Origin of the sequence: Paracoccus sp. MBLB3053 (genome assembly GCF_031822435.1) — a bacterium.
Classification (GTDB): Bacteria; Pseudomonadota; Alphaproteobacteria; order Rhodobacterales; family Rhodobacteraceae; genus Paracoccus; species Paracoccus aurantius.
This window is the reverse complement of sequence record NZ_JAVQLW010000005.1, coordinates 64,923-78,915: the sequence shown is the minus strand read 5'-3', so window position 1 is coordinate 78,915 and position 13,993 is coordinate 64,923. Positions and strand designations below refer to the sequence as shown.

Sequence of the window (13,993 nt, the reverse complement as noted above, 5' to 3'; positions counted from 1 at the left end):
CCCTCCCTGCCGGCGATGCAAGGGGATGTGAGTGCCGATGTCGCCATCATCGGGGCGGGCTATACCGGCCTGTCGACGGCCCGCTACCTTGCCGCCTCGGGGGTTGAGCCGGTGGTCATCGAGGCCAGCCGGATCGGCTGGGGGGCATCGGGGCGCAATGGTGGCGTCGTGTCCGGCAAGTTCCGCATCGGCTTTGCCGAGATGGCGCGGCGCTGGGACCTGGAAACGGCACGGCGCATGCATGACCTCGGGATCGAGGCCATCGACCATGTCGGCGAAACCATCGAGGAACTGGGGATCAAGGGGGCGGATTACCGCCCCACCGGATCGCTGCGCTGCGCCCATAACCAGGTCGCACTGGATGCGCTGAGGGCCGAGGCGGACTGGTTGACCGGCACGTTGGGCGATCAGGCGATCTCGATGCTGGGGCCCGAGGAAATGAAGGCCGAAACCGGTTCCCGGGATTTTCCGGGCGGCATGCTGAACCGCCATGGCGGCGTCATACATCCACTGAACTATGTTCTGGGGATGGCGCGGGCGCTGGCGGGGCAGGGGATACGCATCTACTGCGAGACGCCGGTGACCCGGCTTGGCCGGACGGCCGACGGGATCGAACTTCACACCGATCGCGGCGTGGTTCGGGCGCGGCAGGTGGTGATCGCGACGAACGGCTATTCCGACCTGACGCCCGCGACCGATGCCGTCAGAAGGCGGCTGATCCCGTTTCGGTCGGCAATGATCGCGACCGAGCTGCTGGATCGGCCCATGCTGGAGCACGACCGCAGCTATACCGAGACGCGGCGCATGATGCGCTGGTTTCGGAAGGCGGGGGGGCGGCTTGTCTATGGCGGTCGTGGGGCCTTCGGCAAGGCGGACAGCGCCGCGGCATTCGCCGCGCTGGAAAAGGCAATGCGACGCCAGTTTCCACAGCTTGCCGGTGTCGCGGTCACGCATCGCTGGTCGGGGCTTGTCGGCATGACCATGGACAGCCTGCCGCATCTGTCCCGGCTGGACGATCGGGTGACATTCTCGCTTGGCTACAATGGAACCGGGGTCGCGTTGGCCAGCATGATCGGGCGGCACGCCGCGCGGATGGTGCTGGGCCAGAAGACCGATGCGGGTCTTCTGACCTCAGAGGCCCTGCGGCCCGTTCCATTTTACGAAATCCGTGAACCCGCCGTCCGGCTGGTTGCGGGCTACTACCAGTTTCTCGATGCCATCGGCCGCTAAGAGCCGAGGCTCAGCTTCACCGGGCCGTCGGCCCGCCAACAGGAGATGAGATGATGAAATACCGGTATTTCAGACTGGGCCTGACCGCCTCTGCCCTGGCTTTTGCCGCCGCGGCTCATGCTGAGGAAGTTGTATTCGTGAGCCAGGGCGGCGCCTATCAGGAGGCTCAGACGAAGGCGATCCTGGACCCGGTCAGCGAAAAGACGGGTATCACCATCAAGCAGGACAGCAGTCCCGATGCCTGGCCGCAGCTTCGCACCCAGACCGAGACCGGCAAGCCCATTTGGGATGTGGTGGACACACCGACCAAGGACTGTCTGCGCGGCGGGGAACAGGGCATGATCGAAAAATTCGACCTGGCCAAGATGCCGAATGTCGCGGCCATGCCTGCCGAGTATCGCAGCGACTATTCGGTCGCATATGAATTCTATTCCAGCGTGCTTGCCTACAATCCCGACGCCTTTCCGAATGGCGCCCCGCAAAGCTGGGCCGATTTCTGGAATGTCGAGAAATTCCCGGGCACACGGGCCTTGCGAAACCATCCGCTTGCCACGCTTGAGGCGGCGCTGCTGGCCGACGGCGTGAAGCCCGATGAAATGTATCCGCTGGACGTCGACCGCGCCTTCAAGAAGCTCGAGCAGATCAAGCCCAGCATCAATGTCTGGTGGACATCGGGCGCGCAATCGGCCCAGCTTCTGGCGGATGGCGAGGCCGATATCGTGATGGCCTGGAATGGCCGCGTCTCGGCCGTAAAGGCCGAAGGCGCGCCGGTGGATTTCACCTATAACGAGGGGATGCTGCAATACACCTCGCTTTGCATCCTCAAGGGTGCGCCGAATGCCGAGACGGCGGTGAAATTCGTCGATGCGGCGCTCGACCCAGAAATCCAGGCGAACTTCCCGGCCTATATCGACTACGGCCCTGCCAATCCGAAAGCCTACGAGACCGGCAAGATCACGCCCGAGCGGGCGGCCGAAATGCCTTCCTCGCCTGACAACGCCGCCAAGCAGGTGCTCGTCTCGACCGAGTGGTGGGCCTCGCCCGCTGGGGATGATGCGATGGCCCGCTGGGCCGCGTTCATCCAGCAATGAGCAAGGGGGCCAGCGTGAGCGACAGTCCCGAAGTTCTGCACGAAAGGCGCGAACAGCGTCTCGTGCTTGCCCTGCTGGCCCCTGCCCTGGCCGTCGTGGCCTTGCTGATGATCGCGCCGCTGCTCTGGCTGGCGTGGCAATCGATCCGCGACGCCGACGGCTTCACGCTGGCGCATTATGGCCGCTTCCTGACCGATGGGATCTACCTGACGGCCTTTCTGCAAACCTTCCGGATAGCCTTCATCGTGACCGCCGCGGCTTTGCTCATCGGCTATCCAATCGCCTATGTGGCGGCCCATGCAACGCGGGGCTGGCAGATGCTGATCCTTGCGACGGTGCTCTTGCCGTTCTGGACCTCGGTTCTGGTGCGGGCCTATGCCTGGCTGATCCTGCTGCAAAGGCGGGGCATCGTAAATTCGATGCTGATCAAGGCAGGGATCATCGAGCAACCGCTGGCCCTGGTGAACAATGAATTCGGCACGATCATGGCGACCATCCACATCCTGCTGCCCTTCATGGTCCTGCCGCTGTTCGCGGCCATGCAGAAGATCCCGCCCGAACTCAAGATGGCTGGCTCCAGCCTTGGCGGACAGCCGGGTTTTGTCTTTCGCCATGTCTATCTTCCGCTATCCGTTCCGGGGATCGTCGCGGGTTCCGTGCTGGTCTTCGTGCTGACCTTGGGCTTCTATATCACGCCGGAACTCCTGGGCGGCGGGCGCGCCTTCATGGTGTCGATGCTGGTCGCGCGCAATATCGAGATCTACCACGAATGGGGCGCTGCCAGTTCCATCAGCATCGTGCTGCTGGTCTGCGTCTTCCTGATCTTCAAGCTTGCCAGCCGCCTGATCCCCTTCGACCGCATCATGGGGGTGCGATAATGCGCAACCTGTCATCCACCCGCATCGCGCTTTATGCCTTCACCGCAATCGCCATGATCTGGCTGATGGTGCCCATCCTCATCATCGCGCCGATGTCCTTTTCCAGTGCGCGTTTCCTGCAGTTTCCGCCGCCGGGCTGGTCGTTGCGCTGGTATCAATCGCTGCTTGGCGACCCGGCATGGATCGCGGCGGGGCGGGTCAGCCTGATCGTCTCGGTCAGCAGCGCGCTGATCGCGACGGTTCTTGGGACTGCGGCGGCCTATGGGCTGAACATGGCGAGGGCACGGCTTGCCGGGGCGCTTCAAGTCCTGTTGCTTTTGCCGCTGGTCGTGCCCATCGTCATCACGGCCGTCGGCATTTTCCTGATCTATGCCAATATCGGCCTGCTCGCGACGCTGCCGGGGCTGATCCTCGCCAACGTCATGCTGGGCATGCCCTATGTCATCACCTCTGTTCTTGTCGGTCTGCGGAAGTTCGATCCGGCACAGGAAATGGTCGCGCGCAGCCTGGGCATGAACCGCCCGCGCGCCTTTTTCGCCGTGACCCTGCCGCAAATCCGGCCCTCGGTCGTCTCTGGCCTGGTCTTTGCCTTCATCTCGGCCCTGGATGAGACGGTCGTCGCGATCTTCATCGCCGGGGGCGAAAACCAGACGCTGACAAAGAAGATGTTCACCGCGCTGCGCGACGAGATCGACCCGACCATCGCCGCGCTCAGCACCTTGCTGACGGCGGCCAGCTTTCTTGTCCTTGCGATCATGTCGCTGAACCTGCGGAAGCGCTGATGCAGGCCGATGTCGTGATCCTTGGCGGCGGCTCGTCCGGATGCGTCATGGCGGCGCGGCTTTCGGAAGATCCGTCGCGGCGGGTGGTCCTGGTTGAGGCCGGGCGGGACATTTCCGAGGCCGAGATGCCGGACGAAATCCGCAGCCGCTATCCCGGTCGGGCCTATCTGGACCCGCGAAACATCTGGGCGGGCCTTTCAGCCAGCTACGGCCCGTCCGCAGCCAGACGGTACGAACAGGCGCAGATTCTGGGGGGAGGATCGGCGATCAACGCGCTGATGTCGAACCGCGGGGCGCCCTCGGATTACGCGGAATGGGTCGAGGCAGGTGCGACGGGCTGGGGATGGGACGACGTCCTTGCGGTCTTTCGCCGCATCGAAGCCGATCGCGACGAGGACGGGCCATACCATGGCAAGTCCGGCCCTCTGGTCTTGCGCAGGGCATCTGATAGGGCCTTGTCGCCCTTCGTGCGCCACGTGATGGAAACACTTGATGCGCGGGGCCATCCGGTTCGGCCGGACCAGAACGGAGAATGGCAGGACGGAACCTTCCGAGGCGTGACCGCGATCAGCGACAAGGGCGAACGTCAGCCCGCTTCGGTTGTCTGGCTGACGCCGGAGGTGCGACGAAGGCCGAACCTGGCCATCCTGACCCGGCACCGGGCCTTGCGGCTCATCTTCCAAGGGCGGCGGGTCGCCGGGGCCGAAATCCTCGGACCCGAAGGCGTCGTGACGATTGCGGCGCCAAGGGTCGTCCTTTGCGCGGGTGCGATCCACAGCCCGGCGATCCTCTTGCGGTCGGGGATCGGACCGGGCGGCGAATTGCAGTCGCTGGGGATCAATGTCCTTGCGGACCGTGGCGGTGTCGGCCGAAACCTGATGGAACATCCCTCGATCGCGGTTTCGACCTTCCTGCCGCCATCGATGCGGGTGCAGGACCGGGGCGAGCATCACGAACAGGCCGTCTGGCGTTACTCCTCGGGGCTCGCGGAAGCGCCCGCGGGGGACATGCATGGCGCGATCCTTTCACGATCGGGTTGGCATTCGGTCGGCTTGCGCATGGGCAGCATCTTCTTCTGGGTCAACAAATCCTATTCGCGTGGCTGGGTCCGGCTGGTGAGCTCCGATCCCGGCACGGCGCCCGCGGTAAACTTCAGGATGCTTTCGGATGAACGCGACCTGGTCCGACTTTGCGACGCGCTGAGACGCGGGGCCGAGGTGCTGACGGACCCGATGCTCAGAGGGCGGTGCGGACCGGTCTTTCCGGCAAGCTATACCCCGCGTGTTGCGCGCATTGCCCGGCCGGGCCTTTGGAACGCCCTGCAGCGCGGGACGCTCTCGGGGCTTCTGGATGTCGCGGGGCCGTTGCGCTCGGCGCTCGTTCATTCCGCCATCACCATGGGCAGGACGCTCTCGGGGCTGCTTGCCGATCCCGCCGCGCTCGAGGAATTCGTGCGGGCCAATGTCGGCGGAACCTGGCATCCTTCGGGCAGCTGCCGGATGGGTCGCGCAGATGACGCCATGGCGGTGACCGATTCCGATGGAGGCGTGATCGGCGTGGATGGCCTGACTGTCGCGGATGCGTCGATCATGCCGACGATCCCTTGTGCGAATACCAACCTGCCTACATTGATGATTGCCGAAAGGATCGCCGACCGCCTCATCGCCTGACAGATCCGAGCCTCAGAGCGAATGTCGCGACGTGAATTAGCAGGATATGCTGTTTCCTGCCGATTTCCGCTAGGTTAGCCTTTTCGCCCGCCGATAGGATGGGGAAAAGGCAGCAATCTGGCAGGAGCGGACTTTGGAAATTGCGGAGACGATCGAAATCGCTGGCTACGAGCTGAGCCTCGAACGGATGACCGTTGACGACATTCCCCGGCTGCACGAGCTCTCGGTCGCCGTCAGCTGGCCGCATCGCGCGGATGACTGGGAAATGGTGATCGGGCTGGGGCAGGGCTGGGTTGTTCGCGACCCGATCGGCAGGGTCTTCGGATCGGCGATGTGGTTTCCCTATTCCGACAGCGTCGCCTCGATCGGGATGGTCATCACCTCGCCCCGTCTGCAGGAACACGGCGCGGGCGGGTGGTTGATGCGCCATATCCTGAACGAAACGCGGGGTCGGGCACGCGTGCTCAATGCGACAAAGCAGGCGTTCCGGCTGTATGTCTCGCTGGGATTCAAGACGCTGGCGACGGTTTATCAGATGAACGGGATCGTCACGGCAGCGCCGGCCTTCGCGCCGATCGCGCGGCCGATGCGGGCCAGCGACGCCGATGCGGTGCTGCAGCTTGATCGCGATGCCATGGGGGTTGCCCGCCCCGAAGTCATGCAAGCGATGCTTGCGGTGTCGGATGGCATGGTGATCGAGCGGGCAGGACGGATCGCGGGCTTTGCCTTGATGCGGCATTTCGGGCGCGGGCGGGTGATCGGCCCGATCGTGGCCGAAAGCGATGCCGACGCGATCGCCTTGTGTGGCCCCTTCATCGCAGGTCATCAAGGGGAGTTCCTGCGGGTCGATACGCGCGAGGTCGATGGCACGTTCAAGGACTTCCTGACCAGTTCCGGCATCGTGCAATATGACACGGTCCAGCGCATGTCGCTGGAAACCTTGCCCGATCCGGTGGGCCCCGCCAGAACTTACGGGCTCATCAACCAGGCTCTGGGCTGATGGCCGCGGGGGCGAGAAACTGCCCCCGTCTTTCTTGGAAGCTTTCCTAGAAATCCGCGACCTTTCCCCAGGCCGATCCGTCGAGACGCGACGGGGCATAGGGTTTGGGGTCGACGATCGGATTTTGCCCTGTCAGCAGATCCGCGATCAGATGACCCGCGCCGGGGCCGATGCCGAAGCCATGGCCGCTGAAGCCCGCAGCCAGGACGAGCCCCGGGATGCGTGTTTCGCCGATCGCCGGGACGCCGTCGGGCGTGCTGTCGATATATCCGGCCCAGCTTGCCGCCACCGAAGACCCCGCCAGCGCAGGGAAGAGCTCGCGTGCCCGGGACAGGGTCAGCTCGATCTGTCCCATATCGGGCCGCGGGTCCAGCACCCGCATCCGCTCCATCGGCGTTTCCCTGTCCATCCTCCAGCGTCGCAGAGTTTCGTGCCCCGAAGCCCAGCCTTGCGTTCCACCCGGGGCCAGGGATTTCCTGCGTTTGAAGAACATCGGCAGGAAGCTTGACCAATAGCGCATCTGTCGCGGCGTCACGTCGACGCGTGCCGCGCCCGATACGGCAAGCGTATAGCTGCCATCGCCGCGTCGGGTCACCGAGACGCGGCTGGTGTGAACGGCATCGGGCAGGGTCGCACCGGGCCCGACCGACAGGATCGAGGAACGGACGCTGGCCTGCGGAAAGCGCAGCCCCAGTTGGTGCAGGAATGACGATGCCCAGGCCCCCCCCGACATCACCACGTTCCGGGTCCGGATCACGCCCTTTTCCGTCACCACGGCGGCAACCGCGCCGCCCTCGAGTTCAAGGCCGCGGGCGGCACAGCGCTGCACGACCCGCCCACCAAGTCGCTCGATCCCAAGCGCGATCACGGGGGCGGCGCGGCTTGGATCGGCGGTGCCGTCCGAAGGTGAAAAGACGCCGCCCTTCCATGCCTTTCCGGTGGCCCGGCCACGTTCGGCGGCTTCCTGCGGCGTCAGCATATGGGTGACGACGCCTTCGCCGCGGGCGAAATCCCGCCAGCGTGCCCAGCCCTCAAGCTCGGCCTCGTCATTCGAAAGATACAAGAGCCCGCAACGCCTGAAGCCGACATCTTCTCCGATATCGGCCGCGAACCTGTCCCAGAGGTCGAGGCTTTTCGTCGATATGGGCAGCTCGCGCGCATCGCGGTTCTGTTGGCGGCACCATCCCCAATTGCGGCTGGACTGCTCGGCGCCGATCGCACCCTTTTCCAGCAGAACGACCGAGACACCGCGGCGCGCAAGGTAATATGCCGCACAGGTCCCGACAATTCCGCCGCCGATCACGACCACGTCGGCCCGGTCGGGCAGGTCGGTCCGGGTGGTGATCTGCATCAGTGGGACACGCATCCTAGTCTCCTGTTTCCTTTGTCACGAACCTAACGATCGCAGACCGAAGCATCTGCCGCTTCGAGGCAGTTGCCGAAACAATGTGCTAAACATGGCTTGGGCAGCAGCGCCATGATTTGTTGAGTTCTTCGTAAGAATTGTGCTTCGGAAAGGCTGCTTCGGCTTGAGAAGGCAGAATATTATGCCTAGGCTTCGAGCCAAATCCCAAGAGGCGCGACATGCTGAAACTCGACCGCATCGACATCCGCATCCTGCATGAGTTGCAACGCAACGGAAGGATCACGAATGTCGAGCTGGCAGAGCTGGTCCATCTTTCGCCTAGCCCGTGCCTGATGCGGGTCAAGAAGCTGCAGCAGGCGGGATACATCACCGGCTATTCCGCGCAGATCAATGTCGCGAAACTGGGTCCCACGCTGACCGTCTTTACGGAAGTCACGCTCAAGAACCACCGCCAGATCGACTTTGCCCGCTTTCAGGAGGCGCTGATGAAGGTCGAGGAATGCATCGAATGCCACCTGATTTCGGGCGGGTACGATTACCTGCTGAAATTCGTGACGGCGGGTATCACCGAATATCAGGCCATCATGGAGGGCCTGATCGACCGCGAGATCGGCATCGACAAGTATTTCAGCTTCGTGGTGATGAAATCGCCCTTCGTGAAGAGCCATCTGCCGCTGAAAAACATCTTCCAGCTTTAGACAGGGTTACAGCGAGCGGGCAGGCAGGCTGTCCAGCCATCCGGTGTCGAGCTGCGGCACAGAGTCGAAAAGCAGGCGCGAATAGGGATGGCACGCGCCCTCCGGCAAGCTTTCGGCACGGAGCGTTTCGACGGTCTCACCCCCGTTCATCACCATCACCTCGTCGCAGATGGCCTGCACGGTCGAGAGATCGTGGCTGATGAAGACATAGGACAGGTCCAGTTCGCGCTGCAATTCCTTCAGCACTTCGATGACCGCCGCCGCGACAACCGTGTCCAACGCCGAGGTGATTTCGTCGCACAGGATCACTTCGGGGTTCGCAGCAAGGGCGCGGGCAAGGTTCACCCGTTGCTTTTGTCCCCCGGAAAGCTCGCCCGGAAGGCGGTGAACCATTGTCGCGGGCAGATGCACCATGTCGAGCAGCTCGATGATCCGCGCCTGTTTCGCACCGCCGTTCAGCCCGTGATAGAAGCTCAGCGGGCGTCCGATGATATCGCCGATGGATCGGGCCGGATTGAGCGCGGTATCCGCAAGCTGGAAGACGATTTGCATTCGGCGCAGGTCTTCCTTTGACCGCATCGCGGCTGCAGGTTCCAGCAGGGCGCCAGCAAGCTTGACCTTGCCGCTCGCCGGCGGCAGAAGCCCCGCGATCGCGCGCGCAAGCGTCGATTTCCCCGAGCCGCTTTCGCCGATCACACCAAGATTCTGGCCGCGCGCCAGCTGGCAGCTGACGTTACGCAGCACGAGTTTCTGGGGCATGCCATTCGCACCGCGCGGCCCGTAGCCCGCAAAGACCTGCGAAACCTCAAGGACGGGAACGCCGCTCTTGGCTGCGGGGTCGATCGCACGGGCATGGGCAGCCGGTTCGAACGCAGCCAGAAGGTCACGCGTGTAGGAATGCGCAGGACGGTGCAGGATCTGCTCGGTTTCGCCGATTTCCTGAACCTCTCCGCCCTTCAGGACGACGATCCGGTCGGCGATCTGGGCCACGACGGCCAGGTCGTGGCTGACATAGACGCCGGCCATGCCGCCTGATTTCATTACGGATTTGAACGCACGCAACACCTCGATCTGGGTGGTCACGTCCAGTGCCGTCGTCGGTTCGTCGAAAATCACCAGCTTGGGATCGCCGATCAGGGCCATCGCCGCCGATAGCCGCTGAAGCTGACCGCCCGAGACCTGGTGCGGGTAGCGATCGCCGATCGTGTCCGGATCGGGAAGGGCAAGGGCGCGAAACAGCTCGATCGCCTTCGCGCGTGCCTCGGTGGCGGGCAGGGTATCGTGAATGCGGGCGACTTCGATCACCTGATCGATCAGCCTCAGCGCCGGATTGAAGGCGGCGGCGGCGCTTTGCGGGACATAGGCGACCTCGGTGCCGCGCAATCCCTGGCGTTCACGCTCGGACATTGTCAGGACATCGCGCCCTGATACCCTGATCGACCCGCCGGACAGCGCGCATCCCTTGCGCGTGTAGCCCATCAAGCTGAGCGCGATGGTCGTCTTGCCCGAACCGCTTTCTCCGATCAGGGCGACGATCTCGCCCGGCGCGATGTCGAAGCTGACGCCCTTGATGATCGGGATGATGTTTCCCGCATCCGTCGTGGCCTTGACCTGAAGGTCGCGAATTTCGACGAGGTTCGGCATCACTGGCTCCGATCGCGGATCTTGGTGGGCAGGTTGTCGATCAGCATGTTGACGCTGATCGTCAGGCTGGCGATGGCAAGACTTGGGACGATGACGGCTGGCGCGGCGAAGGACAGGCCCCCGATGTTTTCGCGCACGAGGCTTCCCCAATCCGCATTGGGGGGCTGCACGCCAAGCCCGAGAAAGGACAGGCCCGACAGCAGCAGCACGATGAAGACAAACCGCAGCCCGACATCGGCCAGAACCGGACCTGTCATGTTGGGCAGGATTTCGTGCAGGATGAGATAGGGTGTCCGCTCGCCGCGAGCGCGGGCGACCAGCACGAAATCCATCGTGTTGATATTGACGGCCAGCGCCCGCGCAAAACGGTAGGCGCCGGGAAGGTAGATCACGGCAAGGACAAGGATCAGGACCGGGATCGACGACCCGACCGCCGCGACCATCACCAGGCCGAAAAGCTTGGACGGGATCGAGTTCAGGGCATCCAGGACCCGGCTCAGCATCGTGTCGAACCATCCGCCGCTGACCGCTGCGGTCATCCCCAGAAGCACGCCGATCGCACAGGAGAGGATGACGGCCGCCAGCGAAATGCCCACCGTGTAGCGCGCCCCCATCAGGATGCGCGAAAACATGTCGCGCCCCAGATAGTCCGAGCCGAACCACAGATCGCCGGTCATCGGACCGAAATAGTCGAAATCGATGATCTCGCCTGGGTCGTGCGGCATCACCGCGGGGCCGATGATGGCAATGATCGCCCAGAACAGCACGATGAGCCCGGCAACGATGCCGGTCCAGCTCATATGGTAGCCAAGGCGGCGGGGGGTGGGAAAGGAAACAGCCATTACTTGCGCAGCCTCGGGTTCGAGAGGATCGAGATCACATCCGCCAGGGTGATAAGGATCAGATAGCCGACGCAGAAGATCATCGCGCAGCTCTGGATCAGCGGAAGGTCACGGGTTGCGACGGAATCGACCATCAGACGCGCGATGCCCGGATAGTTGAAGACCGTCTCGACGATGATGACGCCACCGACCAGGTAGGAAAGCGAAAGCGCCACCGCGTTGACGATCGGCCCGACAGCATTGGGCAATGCGTGGCGCAGCACGATCCGCGGGCGCGAAGCACCCTTCAGCAGCGCCATCTCGACATAGGGGCTGTCGAGCACGCTGATCATGGCGGCGCGCGTCATCCGGATCATCTGGGCGCAGATGACGCAAAGCAAGGTGATGACCGGCATGGCAAAGACCCTGAGCATCTCGCCGATGCTTTGCACGTCATCGCCGAACGAAAGCGCCGGAAGCCATTTCAGCCAGACCGCGAAGACCAGAACGGCAAGGGTCGCGATCATGAATTCGGGAACCGAGATGATCGCGATGATGGCAGCGCTGATCGCGCGATCATAGGTCGAGCCGCGAAACATTGCCGTGGAGATCCCGAGTGCAAGCGCAAGCGGCACGGCGATCGCGGCCGTCACCGCTCCCAGCCGCAAGGTGTTCAGCAGCCGGCCTCCGATCAGATCCGCGACCGGCATGCTGTTTGCGTAGGATGTTCCCAGATCGCCATGCATCAGCCCGTAAAGCCAATTGGCATATTGCACGATGGCGGGCTGATCGAGATCCATCGCCCGCCTCAGACCGGCGACCGCCTCGGGTGTCGCGGCCTGGCCAAGCAGAATCTCGGCCACGTCGCCGGGCAGCATCTGCGTCGCACCGAAAACCGCGGCCGACACGATCAGCAGCGTGATCATCGCCACACCCAACCGGCCAAGAACGAGTCTGGGAATTTGCAAGTTCATGCAGGGACCTTTCAGTCGAAAGCGGGGGCCGGACTTTTCCGGCCCCCGAGGCGGGGATCAGCTTTCCAGCCAGACGTATTCGGCCATCGCGTAGCCCATCTGGCCGCCCAGAGGGTTCGTCTCGAGTCCCTGCAGCTTTTTCGACTTGGCTTCCATGTCCGACAGCCAGACCGGGATTGCGGTTGCCGCCTCGTTCGAGACGATCACCTGGCACTCGTCATAGATTTCCTTGCGCCTGGCTTCGTCCAGTTCACCGCGTGCCTCGTGGACCAGCTTGTCGAATTTCTCGGATTTGAACTGGCTTTCGTTCCAGGGCGCGTCCGAGGTGTAGAGCAGCGAGAACAGGATGTCGGGCGTGGGGCGCGGGTTGATATTGCCGAAATGGACCGGCGCAGCCAGCCAGTATTTCGACCAGTAGCCATCCGAAGGTACACGCTGAATGTCGAACTTCATGCCGATCTTCGATCCTGCCTGCTGCAGCATCGTGGCCATCTCGATCGACGAGGTTGCGGCATCGGATGCGACGATCGGAATTTCCTGCCCCAGCAGACCGGCCTTCTCGAACAGCGACTTTGCGCGCTCGGGATCGAATTCGCGCGGCTTCAATTCGGCATTATGGTAGCGGTTCGACGGCGACACGGGCTGGTCGTTCGCGATGACGGCCCGACCGCGCGCGATCGACTTGGTGATGAGCTCGCGGTCGAACAGGTATTTCATCCCCTCGGCGAAGCCGGCCCGGTCGCCCGGCGAAAGGTCAAGGCGCATGTTGAAGTTCGTGTAGTTGCCGGCGGTGTTCTGCACCACGTCGATATTGCCGGCGGATTCGATCAGCCGCATGGCCTGGGGTTTGATCGATGCGGCAAGGTGAATATCGCCCGAAAGCAGCGCGTTGACCCGTGCCGTGTCGTCCGGAATTGCGAAATACTCGAAGCTGTCGACATGGGCCCCACCCGGCTTGAAGTAGTTCTCGTGGCGCTTCATCAGGGATTTGACGCCTGGCTCGAAGCTTTCCAGCGCAAAGGCTCCGGTGCCGTTGCCCTTCGAGAAATCGGTGGTTCCCTCGGCCACGATCATGAAGTGGTGCAGCGCAAGGATGGTCGGCAGGTCGGCATTCGGCGCGGCCAGCGTGATCTGCACCGTGCTGGGGTCCAGCGCCCTGATTTCGGTCATTTGCTTGGCAAGCGAGTTGACCTTGGAGCCCACGCTCTCGTCCAGGTGGCGGTTCAGCGAAAACACCACGTCATCCGCGCTGAGCGACTTTCCGTCATGGAAGGTCACACCCTTCTTCAGCTTGACCGTCCAGACCTTTGCGTCCGATGTCTCGATGCTGTCGGCCAGTTCCATCTGGACCTCGCCTGCGCCGTTCAGGAACGTCAGGCGGTTGTAAAGTGCGCAGCAGCGCACATAGTCGGTGGCCTGCGATGCCTTGGCCGGGTCCAGCGTATCGGCGGTCGAGGAAGACCAGCTCGCGGCGATCAGGTGGCCGCCCTTGACCGGCGTCGCGGCCCGAGCCGCATCCGCGCGACCCAGAACGAGGCCCCCTGCTGCAAGGCTGATGCCGCCGGCCATGAACATGCGCAGCAGATCCCTTCGGCTCGCCCCGCGACGCAGGGCATGTTCGACCATCTCATCATCCGAGCGGGTCCAGTTCGTGATGCCGGTATTGCTCATCTTTATTCCCTGTTCTTGCGCGTTGGGGCGCAGGTGGATTGCCCTTGCGAGCATTTGTGCGGCCCGCCGGCGGGCGGTGCCGAATTGCAAAGACCATGGCAGGATGGGCCGGGCAGAGATGCTGCCTTGAGAACCTTGCCGGGTTCATGGGCGGACGTTCCCTGTCGC

General features: G+C 63.4%; 12 protein-coding genes. 7 read left to right on the top strand and 5 right to left on the bottom strand.

The window, feature by feature from the left end; all coding sequences use genetic code 11:
* Positions 1-27 precede the first annotated feature (27 nt).
* The 6 genes from RGQ15_RS20565 to RGQ15_RS20540 all read left to right on the top strand — a co-directional run bounded on the left by RGQ15_RS20565 (position 28) and on the right by RGQ15_RS20540 (position 6,651).
* Entirely contained in the window at positions 28-1,230 is a 1,203-nt protein-coding gene (locus RGQ15_RS20565) for an NAD(P)/FAD-dependent oxidoreductase (RefSeq protein WP_311162722.1), read from the top strand.
* 53 nt (positions 1,231-1,283) lie between these two features.
* Positions 1,284-2,321, top strand: coding sequence for an ABC transporter substrate-binding protein (locus RGQ15_RS20560; protein ID WP_311162721.1), 1,038 nt, complete (start codon positions 1,284-1,286; stop codon positions 2,319-2,321).
* A 14-nt stretch (positions 2,322-2,335) separates the two neighbouring features.
* Positions 2,336-3,199: an ABC transporter permease gene (locus RGQ15_RS20555; protein ID WP_311162719.1), complete on the top strand. Its 864-nt coding sequence runs from the start codon at positions 2,336-2,338 to the stop codon at positions 3,197-3,199.
* Entirely contained in the window at positions 3,199-3,981 is a 783-nt protein-coding gene (locus tag RGQ15_RS20550; protein WP_311162718.1) for an ABC transporter permease, read from the top strand. The genes RGQ15_RS20555 and RGQ15_RS20550 overlap by 1 nt, the downstream gene beginning before the upstream one ends.
* On the top strand, positions 3,981-5,651 hold the full coding sequence (locus RGQ15_RS20545; RefSeq protein WP_311162717.1) for a GMC family oxidoreductase: 1,671 nt from the start codon (positions 3,981-3,983) through the stop codon (positions 5,649-5,651). Before RGQ15_RS20550 ends, RGQ15_RS20545 begins: the two co-directional genes overlap by 1 nt.
* A 133-nt stretch (positions 5,652-5,784) precedes the next feature.
* Positions 5,785-6,651, top strand: coding sequence for a GNAT family N-acetyltransferase (locus RGQ15_RS20540; RefSeq protein WP_311162716.1), 867 nt, complete (start codon positions 5,785-5,787; stop codon positions 6,649-6,651).
* Between the two features lie 46 nt (positions 6,652-6,697).
* On the opposite strand, the gene RGQ15_RS20535 is transcribed toward RGQ15_RS20540, so the two are convergent.
* A complete protein-coding gene (locus tag RGQ15_RS20535) occupies positions 6,698-8,017 on the bottom strand; it encodes an NAD(P)/FAD-dependent oxidoreductase (protein ID WP_311162715.1) in 1,320 nt (439 codons plus the stop codon).
* A gap of 218 nt (positions 8,018-8,235) precedes the next feature.
* Between RGQ15_RS20535 and RGQ15_RS20530 the strand changes: the two genes are divergently transcribed.
* Positions 8,236-8,715 (top strand): Lrp/AsnC family transcriptional regulator, encoded by a 480-nt coding sequence (locus tag RGQ15_RS20530; RefSeq protein ID WP_311162714.1) that lies wholly within the window; start codon positions 8,236-8,238, stop codon positions 8,713-8,715.
* A gap of 6 nt (positions 8,716-8,721) precedes the next feature.
* Here RGQ15_RS20530 and RGQ15_RS20525 read toward each other — a convergent pair whose 3' ends face one another.
* The 4 genes from RGQ15_RS20525 to RGQ15_RS20510 are packed head-to-tail and all read right to left on the bottom strand — an operon-like array spanning position 8,722 to position 13,825.
* Entirely contained in the window at positions 8,722-10,359 is a 1,638-nt protein-coding gene (locus tag RGQ15_RS20525) for an ABC transporter ATP-binding protein (protein WP_311162713.1), read from the bottom strand.
* The gene (locus tag RGQ15_RS20520; protein WP_311162712.1) at positions 10,359-11,201 is read right to left on the bottom strand and encodes an ABC transporter permease; all 843 of its coding nucleotides are present in this window, start codon (positions 11,199-11,201) and stop codon (positions 10,359-10,361) included. Before RGQ15_RS20520 ends, RGQ15_RS20525 begins: the two co-directional genes overlap by 1 nt.
* Positions 11,201-12,154: an ABC transporter permease gene (locus RGQ15_RS20515; protein WP_311162711.1), complete on the bottom strand. Its 954-nt coding sequence runs from the start codon at positions 12,152-12,154 to the stop codon at positions 11,201-11,203. The genes RGQ15_RS20520 and RGQ15_RS20515 overlap by 1 nt, the downstream gene beginning before the upstream one ends.
* A 57-nt stretch (positions 12,155-12,211) precedes the next feature.
* Complete coding sequence (locus RGQ15_RS20510; protein ID WP_311162710.1) at positions 12,212-13,825, bottom strand: ABC transporter substrate-binding protein; 1,614 nt, start codon at positions 13,823-13,825, stop codon at positions 12,212-12,214.
* Positions 13,826-13,993 lie beyond the last annotated feature (168 nt).